Genomic DNA, 19237 nt, shown 5'->3' on the forward strand with positions numbered 1-19237 from the left:
GCAAGGGAGGTCTCTTTATGGGACTCGATTCTTTTGTTCATTGGTTGCTATATTCTTCGCTGCTAGGGAGTGGTTTAGTCGGTTTAATACTGGTGGTTCGTTTGGTCTCTAAACATCGCTTAGGGGCAAATTGGCAGTACCTGATATGGTTTCTATTGATTGCAAAATTGTTAATCCCCTTTGCGCCAGAAAGCCCTTTAAGTGTATTTAATGTTTTCAACTATGTAGTTACCCAAAGTGCAGATTATTTTAAACCTAGCGAATCTGTAGCTGTTGAGTCGACTGTGAATAGAAAGTTTTCCATAAACAAATTCGCGAACGATAGTGATGATTATTATGTATCAGTGAACAGGGCTTTCTTTGATAATGAAAATGAAATGATATTTCTAATTTGGCTCATTGGTGTAGTTATTTTTACTTGCTATATGATCCGATCCACTATGAAACTGCAAGCTATCATAAAGAATAGTCCACAAGTTCGAGATAAAGACGTGCTAAAGCTATTGATTGAATGCAAGAAGGTGGTAAAGGTAAGGCACAATCCAATTTTGGTCGAGTCAGAAGCATTTCAAAGTCCAAGAATTGTTGGCGTAGTGCAGCCGCATTTGGTTTTGCCAATGGGCATGGTTCAGTTTTTGAGTAAGATGGATCTACGCTATATTTTTCTCCATGAACTAGCCCATCTTCAACGCAAAGATCTTTATGTCAATTGGATTATCGCGTTTTTCCAGATCATTCATTGGTTTAACCCGCTTATTTGGTATGCGTTTTATCAAATGCGCCAGGATCGAGAATTAGCTTGCGATGCGTCGGTACTCAGTTTATTGAAACCAGAAGAATGCCACCATTATGGTGTCGCCATTATTGCTTTTTTGGAAAGATACTCTTACCAAGGGTACTCTTTTACAACAGCTGGACTGATTAGTGGCAAGAAACATATTAAGAATCGATTATTAAGGATTGCATCCTATCAAAAAAGGACTACAGCCAAATTGATTTTGGAAGTATTTTTCTTTTTGCTGTTTAGTGGTTTTGTTCTAACAAGCGCCAATAATGTATCTGGGGCAGCTTCATTCGTCGAACCGCCACAAGAAAAGCAAAGTATCGTTTATAAGGATTTAAGCAGTTATTTTCAAGGTTATAATGGGGCTTTTGTTTTACTTGATCTAGAAAAAGACCATTATCTGGTATATCATGACAACAATAATAATGAAAAGGTATCGCCAGATTCAACCTATAAAATTATTAGCTCTTTAATTGGTCTTGAGACGGGAGTTTTAACAAAGGACAATACGCTGTTAGCCTGGGATGGAACTTTATTCCCGATTGAACCATGGAATAGAGATCAGACGTTAAATTCGGCTATGAGGTACTCTGTGAATTGGTATTTTCAGCGGGTTGATTCGTCAGTCGGCAAAGCGAGACTTGAGAACTATTTAAAGCAAACTGGTTACGGTAATCACGATCTTTCTGGAGGCATTAAGGATTTTTGGATAGAATCTTCTCTGAAAATTTCTCCTCAAGAACAAGTTGAAATCCTTAAAAAATTATGTACTTACGACATGCCTTTTTCGCCGGAAAATATTGATATCGTCAAAAATGCCATCAAGCTATTTGAGCAGGACCATTTCGCTTTATATGGTAAAACCGGTACTGGTAATGTGAATGGCAAAAACATTAACGGCTGGTTTGTTGGTTTTGTGAAAAATAATGGCAGAACCTATATTTTTGCAACAAATATTCAAGGAAAAGAAGCAGCCGATGGCGCTAATGCTAAAAATATAACTTTAGCTATCCTAAAAGCTGAAAATATTTTATAGAATTTTAAAACGCAGGGTCAGTATACCTTGCGTTTTTTCTTTGTCTGTACTTAGTAGACGGAACTTTTAATTTCTCAGAATTTGCATTGACACAGATAGATTACAAGTGTAATATTTTGCTTATAGACTACAAATGTAGTCTTATTGCGATAAGGAAGATGTTAAAAATAGAACCACCGACAAAGAAAGGATGTTGGATATGAAAAAATGGCCTTTAGTATGCTTGGTCGTTACTTTTTTGTGTTTTAACTCTATGACTAAACTGAGTGCGGCAGATTTAGTTGAACGGGAAGACTGGGGGAAGTACTTTAATGGCTTTACTACAGGCACCTTTGTTCTGTATGATGAGGCGAAGAATCAGTATACCGTTTTCAATAAAATGCAAAGTGTACAGCGCTTATCGCCGTGTTCTACTTTTAAAATTTATAATTCGCTTGCGGGGCTAGAAACAGGCGTTGTTGATCAGGAGGATGTATATACTTTATTTAAATGGGATGGAACGAGGTATGATTTTCCTGCCTGGAATCATGATCAAACATTATCATCGGCTACGAGAGATTCCGTTGTCTGGTACTTTAAGGAACTTGCCAGACGGATCGGAAAGGAGAGAATGCAAGAGTTTCTTGACAAGATACAGTATGGGAATCAGGATATATCTGGCGGTTTAACCACGTTTTGGCTACGATCTTCCTTACAGATATCAGCTCGTGAACAAGTCGACTTATTGCACAAATTATATGCTGGCAAGTTACCTGTTGCTTCAGAAAATGTGGCCATAGTAAAAAGAAATATTACGATCTCTGAAGGCAATGGCATGCGTTTTATGGGGAAGACGGGTTCTGGATTTCAAGATGACAAATGGATTTTAGGTTGGTTTGTTGGCTGTATCGAGAAGGACGGAAATCGTTATTTTTTTGCGACTAATATTCAGGGAATGGATGGTGCCACTGGCGGAAAGGCCAGAGAAATTACAAAATTAATACTAAGAGATCTTCGAATTTATATGTAAATGTGAGGACACTGGCTGATGGATTATTAAATTAGAACAAAGAGCGTTCTAGGAGATAGAAAGGGTTGTTGAGCTTGAAGAAGGCAGTTAGTATTACTAGTTTTTTGATATTTCTCATGTTCTGTTACTTTTTTCAAAAAGACTTTAGGGATAATGAAATAAAGACTGTACCTATTGCACCAGCAGCAGTGATACAGACACCTAAAAATATCGAACCATCTGATGACTTTGTAGAAAGAAGAAGTACTTTTACATATCGAGGTCAAAGAATTCAATACCTGCTTATTTTTCCAGCGCAATATACCCAACTGACAAATCAATGGCCACTGATTTTATTTTTACATGGCAGTTCACTGCGTGGACAAAATTTAGATTTAGTGAAAGAATATGGGCCAACTTGGTTTTCAGAACATCGCAGTGATTTTCCTTTTGTTGTTCTTGCACCGCAATGTGCCGAACACGATGATTGGATAAATAAATCAGATCTTCTTGTTGCACTACTTGATGAAATTTTCAAGAAATATCGTATAGATTAGGATAGAGTTTATTTGACTGGGGTAAGTTTGGGGGGGGAGTGGTACTTGGTTTCTAGCTTGTCAGCATCCAGAATATTTTGCAGCGATAGCTCCTATCGCCGCCGCTAGTCCAATAATCCCTACTACTTGGAATTCGCAAATGATTTCTATGCCAATATGGGCTTTTCATGGAGCAGAAGATTCTATTGCTCCATTGAAAAAGGATGCAGCAATGATTCATGCACTACGGAATCAAGGCAGTACGCCTCGCTTCACGATTCTGCCTGACCAAGGACATAATATTGCTGGTATATATAAAAACAAAGAACTTTATGATTGGTTTCTTAGTAATACTCGTCAGCATTGATGCAAAAAGATCTTGTGAAAAGTGATTTTTACAAACTATAACAGGCATTTTGGGGAGGATAATCAAATCAACAGTGTTAGTACTTTTATTTGTTGTCCTAGGGAATTTTATTTAGTGAGTAGGAAAAAGCCGAATAATCTAGAAATAAGACTATTAAGAAAGAACCCCTTAGAATGGGTGTTACTACAAATAAATATTGAATAAGAGTAAACGTTTTGAGTTAATTTTACGATATATTACTATAGAAGCTTTTTTTATAAACGGAATCCAATCTAAGGGAGAATACGCATGGATGCAACAACAATTTCTTCCGGCACATCGCCAGTGTCGAAAATACCAGCTAGCAAGGAAGCGCCTGCGGTAAGAGAGGAAAGCGAACAGCAGGCTATTGGTTCTGTAGGGGCAGCTCAATCAGGAGCTGCATCTTCTGTTTCGTTGCCTAAGTCCCAGGTAAATACGGGGTTGTTTGATGATAGTCAAGATCCGGCTGGGCCGACTTTTAATGTAAAGATTATGATTGAACAAACCATTGTGCGTGTTTTAGAGCAGCTTGACCAACTTTTAGCGATGCCGGAAACAATGACAGATATGCTAGCGGATTCTATTCGTGCCGATTTAGAACAAGTTTTATCAGATAAGCTACTGGCCTCGACGCCTGATAAGATGGAGCAAGGGCTTATCGCTATGCTTAAGACGAATAAAGACACGGTAGATGCTTTTTCGCAGTTATCCAAAGCGCTTTCAACCGCATTAGCGTATCAGATGATTATGTCTGATACGTTGCAACAAACGTTACAAAAGCAACAGCCGCAGCTTAAGCAGCTTATGCAATATTTACAAACTCTATTTGAAGAGCCAACAAGTAGCGGGGAAACTGCGAGCGAAAATGTTTTGCTGCAAGAGCCTGGGCTGCAAAAACTGGGACTGAAAAATCCTGAACTAAAAAATCCTGAACTAAAAAATCCTGAGAAAAATCAGCTAGAGTCACAAGGTAAAAATGTTGAGCAAGGCCTGAAAAATACTTCCTCGCAGCAAAACTTTGTTCAAAAACAGCCGTCCCAACCAGGACAGACAGAAACAACTGTTTTGCCGGAACAAACGGCTGGATCGATTAATCAGGAAATAAAAGATTCCTTTGGGCAAGCGGGTCTAAAGAATCAGAATATGTCTACTTCTTTGGAGCAGCCGTCACAGGATGAGAGCGTAAACTTACCAAAACATGACTCTGAGTTTGCTTTGGGATCTAAAGGTTCTGCAATTCCTTTAGCCGAGGATCAAGAACAAGGAAAATTGCAGCAAGGACCAAAGTTATCAGCAGACTTAGCGATGACGTCAGACATAGAAATGCAGCTAGATCAGCCAAAGAATGTTTCACCTACAGGTAAGCAGATAGAAGATCCAACAAGCGAAGCTATTCAACAAAAAGGCATTTTGATGGATTCTGAAGGCGAGGTATTAACAACAGCTACACAGCGTTCTGAGGTTCAGTTTGGAGGAACAAGATCTCCTGAGATTGAAGCAAATACGGCAAATAAGCCGATGACCAATGAAGTGGATACGATAGCATCGCAAAAATCGGCGTTACAAGAAGCTTCCCTAGAAGGACAAGAATCTGATAGTAAGAGTAGATACAGCAAGGATGAGGCAGTGGAACAGGGGGCTAAATCTTTGCAAGCTGCAGCAGGTCAAGCCTTAACAATGCTGAATAATCCCCCCTTACCCAAAAGTTCTGTAGGCCTCGATGAATTTTTTAATTGGATTGCCCAGCAGATGTATCAAAGTAATGCTGGTGACGCGGTCGAGGTGTCTTTGCAACAGGAACTAAAAGCATGGCAAGCGCGTTTTAATGATTTATCGGCGAAGGATCAGCTGATTATGGACAGCATGAAGCAGCAATTTGAGCAACAGTTGCCCAGCCTTATTCGTCAGCATGCTGAACAATTTCCAGCATTGAAAGATCTTTATGTATATCAAAAAATGAGTGAGATTTCTCGGTATACGGAAGAACCGGCGGATCAATTAAAAGCAGCTAAAGATAGTGTAAGTCGATTGGCTGAATCACTCCAAAAGTCGCTAGTAACCTCTCAGTCTTTTCAAAGTGAAAGTGGCAGCGGTAGCAAAGTATTTAGCTTTTTCATGCCAGTAGTTTTTGATGAGAAAACGATGTATCCAGCTCATATTCATATTTTTCAGCAGAGTCAGAAAGAAAGACGTAGCGGTCAAATGATATCGGAAACGTGGTTGCGCATGTTTATAAAAACCGATTACTCTGGTACAGTAAATCTTTTATTTCATGTACGGCAAAAGGATGTGGAAGTAAAAGTCGGCTTTTCTGATCCTGAAGCCGCCGATGATTTTTATGAGTGGCTACCTGATATCCGACAGGTTTTAGCGAATGGCGTTTTTACATTGCAGCATATTGAAGTATTATCGGCGTGATTATCATTTAGTGAAGGAGCTCACTTATGGAGCAAGAAACAGGTTTGAAAAAGGCGATTGCTTTAAAATATGACCGTGATAAAGAGCAAGCACCAAGGGTTGTAGCTAAGGGAGCGGGCGTTATTGCGGAAAATATTCTCTCTGCAGCGAAACAAAATTTAATTCCTGTTTATCAAAATCAAGCGCTTACCAGTATGCTTATGGCGGTTGATTTAGACCGTGAAATTCCGCCAGAACTATACAAGGTCGTTGCGGAAGTCCTCGCTTTTATTTATCGTTTAGATCAAAAAAGAAACCCGGAAAGCAAATCGTTGCCTTTTTAAAGTGAAGAAGGGATAAACATGAACCATATTGCTCTCGGCAAAGAAGGGGAAGCGGCAGCTTGTTCTTTTTTGTTGCGACAGGGCTATCAGATTTTGGCAAGAAATTATCGGCGGAAGTGTGGCGAAATTGATATTATCGCCCAAAAGCAGAATAGTATTGTATTTGTTGAAGTGAAAAGCCGTCATAGTGAAAAGTTTGGTAAGCCCTGTGAGGCTGTAAATTGGCGTAAACAGAAAAAAATAATGCAAACTGCTTGTTTATATTTGCAAAGTAAGGGGCTTTTCGATGTTTCCTTGCGGTTTGATATCATCGAAGTATATTTTTTGTACGAAAAAATTGTAAAGATTCAGCATCTTCCCGATGCTTTCGGGGAAAATTAGCTGCAAAATTTATTGTCATTAGTTTGTCACAATTTTCCTCTATAGTAAATCTTATAGTGAGAATTGATTTTAGGGGGCTTTTATTGTGGCTGAAATCCTGGATTTTTATCGAGAAAACTACGATTTATGCAGTGCTTTTATACAAGATATACAGGATCGCATTCAACAGCTTCTGTTGCAAGAGGAAATTAGTGTGCATTTAATAGTATCAAGATTAAAAACTGAAGAGAGTTTGCGCGGTAAAATTAATAAAGGAAGAGGCAAATACCGAGAATTTGAAGATATTACTGATGTTTGCGGGTTGCGTATTATTACATATTTTGCCGATGATATCGATCGAGTGGCTAAAATTATTGCGAAGGTTTTACAGGTTGATCCTGTGAATTCTATTGACAAGCGGAAGATTTTAGCACCAAATCAATTTGGCTATTTGTCGTCACATATTATAGCTAGTTTGCCTGACGAGGTTATCCAGCAGGAGCCGTACAGGCGCTTTCAAAATTGTAAAGTGGAAATTCAAATTCGGTCAGTTTTACAACATGCCTGGGCGGAAATTGAACATGATTTAGCTTATAAGACCGAGACTCCTGTTTCTCCGGCGGTACGGCGCCGTTTTTCCCGAGTAGCTGGCTTGTTAGAGGTAGCTGACGATGAATTTTGCAAATTGCGTCGCGAGCAGAAAACCATAGCCGCTTTTGCGGGGCGGCAAAGAAGAATTCCTTTTACTCTTTCAGTTGATTCTTCTGCATCGTTCACATCATTCCAGGAAATTTTTTCTTTAAATAAAGTAGCGGCATATCTTTGTCTGGGGATTATTCTTACAATATTTGCGATTCATGAACCGATCGAAGTCTATATGTGGCATTCCTTTTTAGCTTTTTTACATTCTGATTCCAAGCTTTTTTTAGCGTTTATTAGTAGTCATACGATGGTATAAAGAAAAACTCTTACTATCTTCTTCCTGTTTTCGGAAGATAGCAGGAGTTTTTGTTCTTTTTGGGAATATAATGTAATAATTACTGTATTGCGCGACGTTTGGGGGATGAATAAGTTGAAAAAACCGAATGTTCTGAAGTGCTCCAACTACCTTTGGTTTATTTTGCTTATTGGTATTGTTTTGGTTATTGCTTTATGGAGTTTTATCTGGAAACAAGTAAGTGATGATTATAATAGAACGCTGTCAGAAAATTCTAAGGAAACCATGAATCTTGCCAAAGCTTTTGAAGAGCATGTTTTCCGGATTATCAGTCAAAATGATTCTGATTTGCTTATTTTAAGAAAGGCCTATGAGGAAGCGGGGAATATCGGATTTTCTGGTATTGCCAACAAAATTATTAAGGAAAAAGATCCTTCGCGCAATATTGTAGCTATAGCTGATTCCAGTGGTGTTAGCCGGGCTAGCACCTTTAGCGGCACGGTGGGGATAGATAGTTCTGACCGTGATTTTATCCGGTTTCACCAAGAAAACTCGGAAGATGTTTTGTTTATAAGTAAACCTTTTGTTGGACGTTCTACTGATACTTCCGTTATTGTACTGAGTCGACGGATTAATAAACCTGACGGATCTTTCGGCGGTGTGGTTTTTATGGGACTTAAAATAGGATATTTTTTAGACTTTTATAAACGAATGGATTTAGGAAAGAGTCAAATCATTAATTTATTGGGAATGGATGGCTTTGTTCGCGCCCGCCAAATAGATGACAACCTGGATTTTGGTCAGGATATAAGAGCGGGTGATGTTTGGCAGCAGGTACAGAGTGGCCAAACCGAAGGAACCTTTATTTCTAATACGGGCCTTGACAAGATCCAGCGTATTACCAGTTATCGCGTTATACCAGGATATCCTTTAGTAATTTTAGTATCAAAGTCAACGGAAGTTGCCTTGGAACCTTATGAAAAGCGCAAAGAAAATTTGATCTTCTTAGGAAGTCTAGGAAGTTTAGTAATTTTTTTGTTTTGTTTTTTCTTAGCAAAGCGAACAAATCGAGTTTTAGATGAAGAGGAGCACCGTTATAGCACTTTGGTGAAACAAGCTTCTGAGGCGATTATTATTTATGATTTTCCCTCTATGAAAGTGATTGACGCTAATGATGCCAGCTTAAAAATGTTTGGTTATAGTCGAGAAGAACTATTAATGATGAACGGGCGGAATTTTTCTCAGACCACCGATAAAGAGTATCAGATCTTAGAAAAAATTTTGGAGGAAACGCAGTTAGTTCCTTCTGAAATTATTCGTTATCGCCATAAGTTAGGTCATCTCATTTTTGCCGAACGGACCGGTTCCTTAATTCAATATCAGGGACAGAAATTGGCCATTTTTACTTATCATGACGTGACTAAGGAAAAACGGTTGCAAGAAGTCATACAGTCAGAGGTAAAATTAGCGGGCAAGGTTCAAAGAGCTATGGTACCAAGCGATTATGTAAGTAAGAAAATTTTAATTCGAACAATTTATGAACCTTTGCATTTAGTCAGCGGTGATTTTTACGGAATAAAATGGAGTGACGATGGTCAATTGTTGACAGGTTATATTCTCGATGTATCGGGACATGGCGTTGCTACAGCAATTCAGACAATGGCCATTAGTACCTTACTGAATGAAGCCTTAGAAAAAGAGCAAGTTTGGTCATTAAAAATGCTCCAAAAAGTAAATTCTCAGTTGAGCTATTATTTGGCGGAAGAATCTTTTGCTGCTATGATGACCTTTTCCTTGGATTTTACTAAAAGAGAGATTACTATTATTTCTGGCGGAATTAATTATTTCTTGTCTTCTACTTTTAAGCAAAATGGTTGGGTTGCTTTGCCCGGTTTATTTTTAGGGCTTTCCAAGCAAGCGGATTTTCGTAAAATAACGCTTCCAATCCAATTTGGCGACACTTTTTATTTTTTGACAGATGGAATTGCTGATTTAATTTTTGAACACGAAAATGTCAGTGTTCATGATTTTGATGCTACCGTTCAGTTTTTGCGACAGGCTGCAAATAATCCGCAAAAATATGACGATTGTTCGGCTATTTGCATCAAGATCAGGGACACAGTGAAAAAACCGTTGATTTTTGAATATACTAGTCAAGAACGGACCGTTATGCGGCTACGCATGCTGCATACTTTAACGGAGTTAACGGGAAGAGATGACCATGTTTGGGGAATTGCAATTGCCGAAGCCGTAACGAATGGATTGCAATATGGTACAAAAGTTCGTGTCAAACTGTGCCGCTTTGGCGATAAAATGGTTGTAAGGGTTTGCGATAACGGACCCGGTTTTAATGGGCAGGAAGCGGTGCGTGAGGTTCAAAAGCGTGGAATCGAAACAGTTTTTATGGAACGGCTTTTAGAAGAAAATGGTCGAGGTATTCCCATTATGCTTTCAACGATGGATCAGGTAATTTACAATCGAAAAGGCAATGAAGTTCTCCTGATCAAGCGGCTAACGGGGGACTAAAATTTGGATCAGTTTGGCATAGCTTTTTATAAAAGGGATAAGAAGACACGAAGAAATAAAATTAAATATAGTATGAATGAAGGCGATTTGATTAGGATAATCAGAAAATAGCTCTGACGTTATGTTTGTGAGCAGTGGTGTGAGTGGAAAAAAAAATAAAATTCCCAAAAAATTTAGGAAAAAATGTGAAAAAGCTGCTTGTTTGGCACTAACTGGCGCTGTTGTGCTGACAATAAGCGAAGACAAGCACGAACCGATGTTATTGCCATAGATGATGTATGCTGCCATGACAAGTGACAGTGATGTGTTTTTTGCTAAGGCTATCAGTAAAATTGTTGCCGCGCTGCTGGATTGAAGCAGAAAGGTTAGTATAAGCCCTAATAAGATGCCCGCCAATGGAGTATCATAGGTTTGTAGCAAGACTGTTAAGGATTCCGCTATGGCTGTTTTTTCTGAAATCCCTGTTGATAGCACGTAAAATCCGCTGAACATGGTACAGAGACCGAATGCAGCGGCCATAATCCAGGTGGTTTTCCGTAAATGAAGTATCTTAGCAAAGATAAAAGCTAATAAAATACTGAATGTTGTAAACAGGAGATTTTGCGGTAGAAAGGAAATTGAAAAAAGTTGAACGGTGCTGCAAGTCCCAATATTGGCTCCTAAAATGATGCTGAGACTTTCTAAAAAACTGAGATAACCAGCACTGATGAAACCAAGCAAAATTAGTGTTACAGCTGTACTGCTTTGTAGCAACGTCGCCGCGATGATTCCGAGACAAAATCCCTGCCAGGTACTAAGGGGATGGCAGGCAAGAAATGTTTTAATTCTTGGGGATAATAATTGACTTAGGCTAAAACGAAGCAAAAACAAACCACTGATTAACAGTAAAAGACCCAAAAAAAGCGAAGCAAAGCTGTAAAAAATATTTTCATCTCCTCTCATCTTTAATTTATGACAAGAGTGCTTTGCTTAAAACTAAAAACACGGCTTTGCGCCGTGTTTTTTAGTTTATTTATTCACTTAATGCTATTTTAAGATGGTCTAAATTTTCTCGCATGATAGTAAGATAGTTTTTTCCCTCTTTCATTTCTTCTTCTGTTAACCCTTCAATCGGGTTTAATACAAGAGTTGTAGCTCCAGTTTCTTTGCTAATTGTTTCAGCCAGCTTAGGACTGACAAGAGTCTCGAAAAAGATGACTTTTACTTTATGCTGGCGAACGAATTGTACGATGGAAGCCATTTTATCAGGCGTTGGCTCAGCATCAGGAGCTAGTCCCATAAGGGGAACTTGGTTGAGTTGATATCGCTTCGCTAAATAGGCAAACGCAGCATGGGTCGTGACAAAATCCTTTTTAGGCAGTGCTTGCAAGGTGGTAGTATAATCTTGATTAAGCTTTTCTAAGTCTGCTGTCAATTGATCAGCATTTTTTTGATAATATTCTTTATTGGCAGGATCAATTGTAATTAATGCCGTTAAAATGTTTTTTACTTCTTGTTTGGCATTGACAGGGTCAAGCCAGACGTGAGGATCATTTGCAATTTTTTCGTGTTTAGCAGAATCTTCATCTTCTGCTTCGCTTGCTGGTAGAAGTGTAATATCTTTGCCGATTTGAAACGGCTTAGTTTGTCCCAACTGTTCTGGCGTCAAGAGTTTATCGGCATAAGGTTCAAGACCATTTCCTTGATAGAAAATGGCTTTTGCTGTTTTTAATGCTGCAATGTCTTTTGCTTTTGGTTCCCAGTCATGTGGTTCTGCCCCTGGCGGTACGAGAAGAGAAAGATCTACTTTGTCGCCGCCGACAATGCGAGTAAAATCATAGACGGGGTAAACCGTGGCAATTATCTTTACTTTTTCTGACGAGGGGGTTGCTTGATTTTGATTTGTCTTACTGCTGCAGCCTGCTATTAATAGCAAGCTTGTCAGTAGCAGACAAGTAAGTAGGGGAAGTAAGATTTTTTTCATGAAACGAGCCTCCTGTTTGATGAATTTTGAAGTGTAGGGCCGCATCCTAAATAAGAATATTCTTATTTAGGATGCAAAGAAAAAATAACTAATTGACTTTAGTTATTTTAGAGCTAAATTTTACTAATAAATTTAGTATAAAACAGTTAAGGAGAAAAAACAATAGACTTTTTCTATAAAAGGCTTTCATTGACAAGGCGCTAAAAGGAGCGTAAAATACAAATTATTGAGTAATTAGTTAACTAGTGAATTATTTTAACAGTTTGTTATTTCTATGGGAAGGAAGAGATTTATATGGATACAACTCGTTTATGGACCAAGAATTTTATACTACTTGTTTTAGCAAATTCCTTTTTATTTGGCGGGTTTCATATTTTACTGCCTACTTTGCCTGTTTATGCCGCTGCACAAGGCGCAAATGGTTCACAAATTGGGCTTATTACTGGCATTTTTGGCTTTTCCGCAATTTTTATTCGTTTATTTACTGATTTGGGCGTTGAAAAATTAGGCAAGAAAAAGTGTCTTTATGTTGGTTTGTTTATTTCTTTTCTTTGCACAATTAGTTATGCCATGTTTAATTCTGTAGAAAGTATGATCATTACAAGAATTTTTCATGGTATTGGGTTCGGTTTGACTACGACTTTTTCAGCCGCCATTGTTGCTGATATTATACCAGCATCACGACGTGGTGAGGGAATTGGTTATTTTGGCCTAGGTAGTACGGTTGCCATGGCGTTGGCGCCAGCGACAGGTGTTTGGCTCATGGAAGCACAGGGCTTTATAGCTATGTTTATTTTTTCTGCTTTATTAACAGGGGTTGCTGTTATCAATACACGTTTTTGTCATGCACCGGCTATTGCTAGTCGTCCAGTCGAACAGAGAAGAAAAGTTTCTTTCAAAGATAAACTCTTTGAAAAAGGGACGGGGATGCCTTCTCTGCTGACTATGCTATTTGGACTGAGCTACGGCAGTATTAATACTTTTGTAGCTATGTTGGCACAAGAAGCGCATATTGATAATTCCGGAGCTTTTTTTGTAGTAGGTACCCTTTGCGTATTTTTATCGCGACCTATTGGCGGTAAAATTTTTGATGTTAAGGGGCCAGCCTGGATTATGATTCCGGGATCTATTTTGTTATTTTCAGCCTTGGTTATTTTGATTCAAACACATTCTTTTACATTATTACTGACTGCAGCCGTTTTATATGGCTTTGGTGGTGGGCTGCTCTTGCCTGCGTTAATTACCTGGATGTTAAATATTGTCGCGCCTGACCGTAGAAGTGCGGCGAGTGCAACTTTTTACAATATGCTTGATGTTGGTACTAGTGCCGGAGCAATTTTGCTGGGGATGGTAGCAGAACATATAGGTTTTATAAAGATGTATATTTTCTCTGCTGGAGCTATGGCGCTCTTTTTACTGTTTTTTGTTGGACAAATGGTTTTGACAAGAAAAGCTTCATTGCAACAACAAAGTGAAGTCGAATAGGAAGAATAACTCCTACTGTTTATATAAAATAATTTTTAGCCCGCAACTTAAAGTTGCGGGTTTTTCTTTGAAAATAATTTTAATAAAATAATTTGATCTTGCAAGATATCGACTTATTATGTCGAAGAAAGTATTAATTGGAAGTGCAGTGACAGATAAGAGTTTTTTCACTGAGTATATGAGGAAAGTGAGGGGGGGCTATGAGATCTTTCCGGGAAAGTGGGGGGAATTGGAAGATATATATGGCAGTCCCTGTCAGCGTAATTATCGCTGCTTTTTTGCGATTTTCTCTTTTGCGTGATTTGGGAATTTCAGTGCCTTATTTGACTTTCTATCCAGCCGTTATGGTTGTTGCTGTTTATGGCGGCTTTTGGGCTGGTTTAGCAACTACTTTTTTATCAAGTGCCGTAATTTCTTATTATTGGTTAATGCCCTTTGGGCAAATTTTTGTGATCAATAGTAATGCTGATCGCATTTCTTTAGCCGTATTTTTCCTGATTTGTATAGCCATCTCATATATTTGCGAAACTATGCTGCAGAATCGGATCAAAGTTCAAATAGGACTGCAAGAATTGCAAGAATTGAATGTGAAGCTGCAAGAGCAGACTTTTACATTGCAAGAACTGAATGCCGCCTTAGAGGAAGAGAGTATGGAGCGGGTCAACGCTGAGGAACATAACCGTTCTCAAGCCGAATTGCTTGATTTAGCATATGATTTTATTCTAGTTCGTGATTTAGAAAGCCGAATTATTTATTGGAATCAGGGAGCGCAGAAGGGCTATGGTTTTACAGCGAAGGATGCCCTCGGGAATATTACGCATGATTTGTTGCAGACGGTTTTTCCTGAGCCGCTCGAAGGGATTATGAAAGTCCTCGAAGAGCATTCTCATTGGGAAGGCGAACTTATTCATACCGCTAAAGATGGCAAAAAAATTATTGTGCAAAGTCATCAGACACTGCGGAAAAATGAATATGGTGAACCTATTGCCATATTAGAAATTAATCATGATATCACTGCGTGGAAAAATGCTGAGACTGCTTTACACCAACTCAACAATGAACTTGAAATGCGAGTCAAGGAAAGAACCAGTCAATTACAAGAACTCAATGCGACGTTGGAAGAAGAAGTTATGGAACGACAGGCTATTCAGGATGAACTGTTAAATAGTCGTAATATTCTTGCTACTAGCGAGGCGCGTTATCGTGGATTATTTGAAAATATGCCAAATATTTTTGTCTATTATCGCGTTGTTTTTAATGAAGCAGGTGAGGCAGCAGATTTAGAATATGTAGAGGTGAATTCATCTTTTGAAAACGCATTTCAGTTGACGGCAGCAGACATTATTGGCAAAAGAATTATGGAAGTAAGACCAAAAATAAAAAATGAGAAAGATTGGTTTGCTGTACTTGGTTATGTAGCTAAGTCCGGTAAGGCGACACAGAAAGAATTCTATATAGAAATGCATGCAAGATATTATTGCTTTTCTATTTATAGTCCGGAAAACGGTCATGTGGCCTTAATTGGCGAAGATGTTACTGAACGTAAAAAGACGGAAGAGTTATTGCGAGAAAGTCAGGAATGGTATGAAGCCGTAATGAAAAAATCGTCAGAAGGAATTGCTGTAATTGATAAGGAAACTCAGCAGGTTATTGAAGTCAATGAAGCCTTTACACGACTATTTAGCTGTACGGCTGAGACCGTAGTTCAAAAATCATTCGAGACGATTGGACTTCTGACAGCAAACGATATGGCTGGGATCGAGCATGCGTTACAAACAAGAGGAAGTTGGTCGCCCAATACCGTTTGGCGCTATCAACAACAGAACCTTTCTGTTATCTATGTCGAATTAGCAGCCGTATTGATTCGACATCGCAACAGAAAGTTAATCCTGTTATCGTGTCGTGACGTAGCCGAACAGCAGCGGTTGCAGGCTGAAGTACAGCATCAAGTTGACATGGCTGGACGAGTCCAAAAATCCTTATTGCCAGTTGATTATGAAAAGAATCAAGTGACGATTTGTTCTATTTTTGAACCAGCAACCCTTATTAGCGGCGATTTCTACGGCTATCGGTGGTTTCATAATGGGACGGTATTACATGGCTATCTTATTGATGTTACTGGCCACGGCGTTGCTTCTGCTTTGTACACCGCGGCGATTAGCAGTTTGTTAAATGAGATTATGGATAAGGCAGAGGCTTGGACAACAGAGTCAATTACTCGATTGAATCGTTATTTAAATCAGTATTTTCCAGATCATTCTTTTGCGGCAATGATCGCTTTTACCTTAAATCTGAGCACAAGGGAATTAACTTGTATTTCTTGCGGCATTAATTATTTATTAGCAGATACTGCCGAGAAAAAGGGACTTATTGCGGTACCTGGTCTCTTTCTTGGGGCTGCAGAAAATCCCTATTTTGAAACAACTACCTTTTCTATCCAATCAGGTGATACTTTTTATTTTATGACAGATGGTATTTATGATGTTTACCCTAAAGCAGCCACGGCTGATTTGCGAGATTTTGCAGCTACAATGGAACGTTTACGGGCAATTTCTACTTCGCCGCAACGGGAAGACGATTGCTCGGCTTTGTGTCTTAAAATAGGAACTCTAGAAAAATTACCTGTCGTATATCGATTTCAAAGTGCAGAAAGATATGAGCAAATATTAATAGCATTATCAGCAATTTTTCAGCGTGTTGCAGGAGACGAAGCTTGCAAGTTAGAAGCCGTTATAGGAGAAGCGCTCAGTAATGCCTGTCATTATGGCACAAATATTTGTGTGAAAGTGAATAAAGTAGGTGCAGCGTTGGTAATGCGGGTAAAAGATGATGGGCCAGGATTTGGCGGTAATGAACAGATTATGCGCTACCGCCATTGTGGCTTAGCACAGGTTTTTGAACAGGTGATCTCCTGTGAGAATGGACGAGGTATTCCAATTATGTTATCTTGGACTGATAAAATGATTTATAATGCCAAGGGGAATGAGGTTATGCTAATTAAATATTTAACTAGATGAGTGCTAGCTCATGGGCTATTTAACCGAAAATCAGGCTCTGCCTTCTATTGAGGCAGAGCCTGAAACTTTTTTAAAGTGTAACTATGGTTAGCAGGAATGCCAACTAATTTGAACCAGTACCAATCAGGTTTTTTGTAGGTTACCTACAATGATTCCGCCCAAAATCATGATAATCCCCAGCCACTGCAAGGTGGCGATGTGCTCCCCCAATACAAAGGCTGATAGAAGCATCGCTATAGGAAGTTCTGATGAGGTTAAGATACTTCCAAGGCCGACTCCAATTTTAGGAATCCCAATGGAGAACAACAATGGAGGCAGGGCAATACCAAATAATCCCAGTAATATGCTATAGGGCATCAATTGTAAAAGTACAGGTATATTTGTGAGGAAAAATGGTGGTAGAAAACAGAAGATGGTTGCTGTGGCGCCAATCGACATAAGTGCACTTTTCAGAATGGGGGAAACGTCACGCGCAACGGTTCCGCTACTGAGAATCACTAGAGAGTAAGAGAATGCTGCTGCAGAGCCCCAGATCATTCCTGGTGAAACAAAGACATTATTAGTCCCCATTTTTATTCCAGTAGCAAATAGTGATCCAATAAGGAGTACAGTAATTGCTACAATTTTTTGCCATGTAGGAATTCGCCGAAAAAATATTCCTTCCAATAATACTCCAATCCAAATGAATTGGAATAAAAATATAATTGCTAACGAGGCATCCAACGTTTGTAATGACGTATAATAAAAAACAGTCGTTAGTCCAATCGGCGAACCACATAAAACTAATAACAAAGTTTTTTTCCATGGGATAAATTGTTTTCGCTGAAACAACACGACAGCCCAGAGAAGCAACATGCCGAAAAATCCTTGTGATCCACAAACATCATTTACTGTAAAACCACTTGCGTAAGCAATCTTGACAAGCGTAGAAAGGATGCCATAACTGCATCCACCTAAAAATACTAGAAATGCATAAGAATTTCTTGACAAAATATCTCCTCCCAATAAAAAACGCCACACAATATCCCAATAGATATTGTGTGGCGAAAATAGATTTCTCTAGAAAAATCCACATCCAAAGATGGTTTTATGATTCAGTTTTAAGCTTATCTAAGCATAGCAGTTTTCTTTTTGTTCGTCAACAACTGAAAATTCTAAGGGAATTATAGTTAATACTTGGTTTATGATTCACTTTATATCAGAATTTAAATCAGAAAGAAAAAATTGTAGATCGTTATAGAAAATTAAATTTTTAGCCGTTTCAACTGTTGACTATTTTTAAGATAATTTGTTTTTTGTATAATAGAGTTAGTATTTTGTAAATCAAAATATGGTTTAGATATAAAGAGAAGAAATGAGAAAACTACTAATATAAGGGGAGAAACATAATGCTAAGCGTCTTAGCGGCGATTATTACTGGAATAATTTTACCCATACAAGGAGCTATTAATTCGCAAATAGGAAAGTTATCGGGACAATTTATTATGATTATAGGAGTCTCTATTTTTCAGATTTTATTTGCATTATTATTTGTTTTATATAATCAGCAAAAGATTAGTGATACAATATCTACTAAAGCCTTGATTTCAGGAATGATGGGGATTTGTGCAATGTATGGTTTTTCATACTCTATAGCGAATATTGGAACATTAAAGGTATTTGCCTTAGTATTAGCAGCTCAGATTATTACTGCGGCTGTCGTTGATCATTTTGGACTTGTTGGTGTTGAAGTTTCCCCGATAACATACAATAAAGTAGGAAGTTGCATACTTATACTGACTGGGGTTTATTGGCTAGCTAGATCTTAGAGAGTGTCAATAACTGCTCATAAAATCCTGTAACTTTTTTCAAATTAGTTTTAAAGCGTGTTCAAATTTGAGGCATTAATCTACCTTAGATATTTTTTGCTTATTAAATTTGAAGTGGTTATAAAAAATGGAGTGTGCCATGATAAATGATACAATACAATAGTAAAGTTGAATTAATTGCCGCTATACAAAAGACTTATTTGCTTTTTGACAAAGAATTTGATGAGATTCCAGATGAAAAAGGAAATGTTCGCATTGCGCAAGTGGATAAGACGCCGCAGGAAATGCTAGCATATCAGCTCGGATGGTTAAATCTTATTATGGGATGGGAAATAGATGAATTAAATGGGAAAAAAGTTATTACTCCCTCACTGGACTATAAATGGAATCAGTTGGGACAACTTTATCAAAAATTTTATTATGAATACAGCGGGTACTCGCTACAGGAATTACGCAAATTATTTGGGGAAAACGTTGCAGCATGGTGTGCTTGGATCGATCAATTAAGTGAGGAAGAATTATTTACTCCAAATGCGCGTGAATGGACAGTAACAAAAGCGAATTGGCCAATGTGGAAGTGGATACATATAAATTCGGTTGCGCCTTTTAAGAATTTTAGAACCAAGATTAGGAAATGGAAAAAGAATGTTTGACCCAGCGATTATCGG

At 38.4% G+C, this 19237-nt stretch carries 16 protein-coding genes; 13 read left to right on the top strand and 3 right to left on the bottom strand.

Going from position 1 to position 19237, the window contains the following annotated elements:
- Positions 1-17 precede the first annotated feature (17 nt).
- From AC0NJP_RS13655 to AC0NJP_RS13695, 9 genes are all read left to right on the top strand, one after another.
- Positions 18-1820 (top strand): BlaR1 family beta-lactam sensor/signal transducer, encoded by a 1803-nt coding sequence (locus tag AC0NJP_RS13655; protein ID WP_474700157.1) that lies wholly within the window; start codon positions 18-20, stop codon positions 1818-1820.
- Positions 1821-2019: 199 nt separating this feature from the next.
- Entirely contained in the window at positions 2020-2829 is an 810-nt protein-coding gene (locus AC0NJP_RS13660; protein ID WP_474700158.1) for a penicillin-binding transpeptidase domain-containing protein, read from the top strand.
- A 65-nt stretch (positions 2830-2894) separates the two neighbouring features.
- Entirely contained in the window at positions 2895-3365 is a 471-nt protein-coding gene (locus AC0NJP_RS13665; RefSeq protein ID WP_474700159.1) for a carboxylesterase family protein, read from the top strand.
- Between the two features lie 115 nt (positions 3366-3480).
- Positions 3481-3711, top strand: coding sequence for a prolyl oligopeptidase family serine peptidase (locus AC0NJP_RS13670; RefSeq protein WP_474700189.1), 231 nt, complete (start codon positions 3481-3483; stop codon positions 3709-3711).
- A gap of 288 nt (positions 3712-3999) precedes the next feature.
- Entirely contained in the window at positions 4000-6150 is a 2151-nt protein-coding gene (locus tag AC0NJP_RS13675) for a hypothetical protein (protein WP_474700160.1), read from the top strand.
- Between the two features lie 26 nt (positions 6151-6176).
- A complete protein-coding gene (locus AC0NJP_RS13680) occupies positions 6177-6473 on the top strand; it encodes an EscU/YscU/HrcU family type III secretion system export apparatus switch protein (RefSeq protein WP_474040105.1) in 297 nt (98 codons plus the stop codon).
- A gap of 18 nt (positions 6474-6491) precedes the next feature.
- Entirely contained in the window at positions 6492-6854 is a 363-nt protein-coding gene (locus AC0NJP_RS13685) for a YraN family protein (RefSeq protein ID WP_474700161.1), read from the top strand.
- A gap of 85 nt (positions 6855-6939) precedes the next feature.
- A complete protein-coding gene (locus AC0NJP_RS13690; RefSeq protein ID WP_474700162.1) occupies positions 6940-7791 on the top strand; it encodes a GTP pyrophosphokinase in 852 nt (283 codons plus the stop codon).
- A 114-nt stretch (positions 7792-7905) separates the two neighbouring features.
- On the top strand, positions 7906-10296 hold the full coding sequence (locus AC0NJP_RS13695) for a SpoIIE family protein phosphatase (protein WP_474700163.1): 2391 nt from the start codon (positions 7906-7908) through the stop codon (positions 10294-10296).
- Here AC0NJP_RS13695 and AC0NJP_RS13700 read toward each other — a convergent pair.
- Both AC0NJP_RS13700 and AC0NJP_RS13705 read right to left on the bottom strand, forming a co-directional pair.
- Complete coding sequence (locus AC0NJP_RS13700) at positions 10282-11238, bottom strand: Na/Pi symporter (protein ID WP_474700164.1); 957 nt, start codon at positions 11236-11238, stop codon at positions 10282-10284. The genes AC0NJP_RS13695 and AC0NJP_RS13700 overlap by 15 nt on opposite strands.
- A 70-nt stretch (positions 11239-11308) precedes the next feature.
- On the bottom strand, positions 11309-12259 hold the full coding sequence (locus AC0NJP_RS13705; RefSeq protein ID WP_474700165.1) for a metal ABC transporter substrate-binding protein: 951 nt from the start codon (positions 12257-12259) through the stop codon (positions 11309-11311).
- Between the two features lie 294 nt (positions 12260-12553).
- On the opposite strand from AC0NJP_RS13705, the gene AC0NJP_RS13710 reads away from it, so the two are divergent.
- Positions 12554-13744: an MFS transporter gene (locus AC0NJP_RS13710; protein ID WP_474700166.1), complete on the top strand. Its 1191-nt coding sequence runs from the start codon at positions 12554-12556 to the stop codon at positions 13742-13744.
- Between the two features lie 200 nt (positions 13745-13944).
- Complete coding sequence (locus tag AC0NJP_RS13715; RefSeq protein ID WP_474700167.1) at positions 13945-16761, top strand: PAS domain S-box protein; 2817 nt, start codon at positions 13945-13947, stop codon at positions 16759-16761.
- A gap of 123 nt (positions 16762-16884) precedes the next feature.
- Here AC0NJP_RS13715 and AC0NJP_RS13720 read toward each other — a convergent pair whose 3' ends face one another.
- Positions 16885-17751: an EamA family transporter gene (locus tag AC0NJP_RS13720; RefSeq protein WP_474700168.1), complete on the bottom strand. Its 867-nt coding sequence runs from the start codon at positions 17749-17751 to the stop codon at positions 16885-16887.
- A gap of 398 nt (positions 17752-18149) precedes the next feature.
- Between AC0NJP_RS13720 and AC0NJP_RS13725 the strand changes: the two genes are divergently transcribed.
- The gene (locus tag AC0NJP_RS13725) at positions 18150-18569 is read left to right on the top strand and encodes a DMT family transporter (protein WP_474700169.1); all 420 of its coding nucleotides are present in this window, start codon (positions 18150-18152) and stop codon (positions 18567-18569) included.
- 146 nt (positions 18570-18715) lie between these two features.
- Positions 18716-19222: a ClbS/DfsB family four-helix bundle protein gene (locus AC0NJP_RS13730; protein WP_474700170.1), complete on the top strand. Its 507-nt coding sequence runs from the start codon at positions 18716-18718 to the stop codon at positions 19220-19222.
- The last annotated feature ends 15 nt before the right edge of the window (positions 19223-19237 follow it).

The sequence above is a fragment of the Pelorhabdus sp. sgz311002 genome (genome assembly GCF_056134285.1).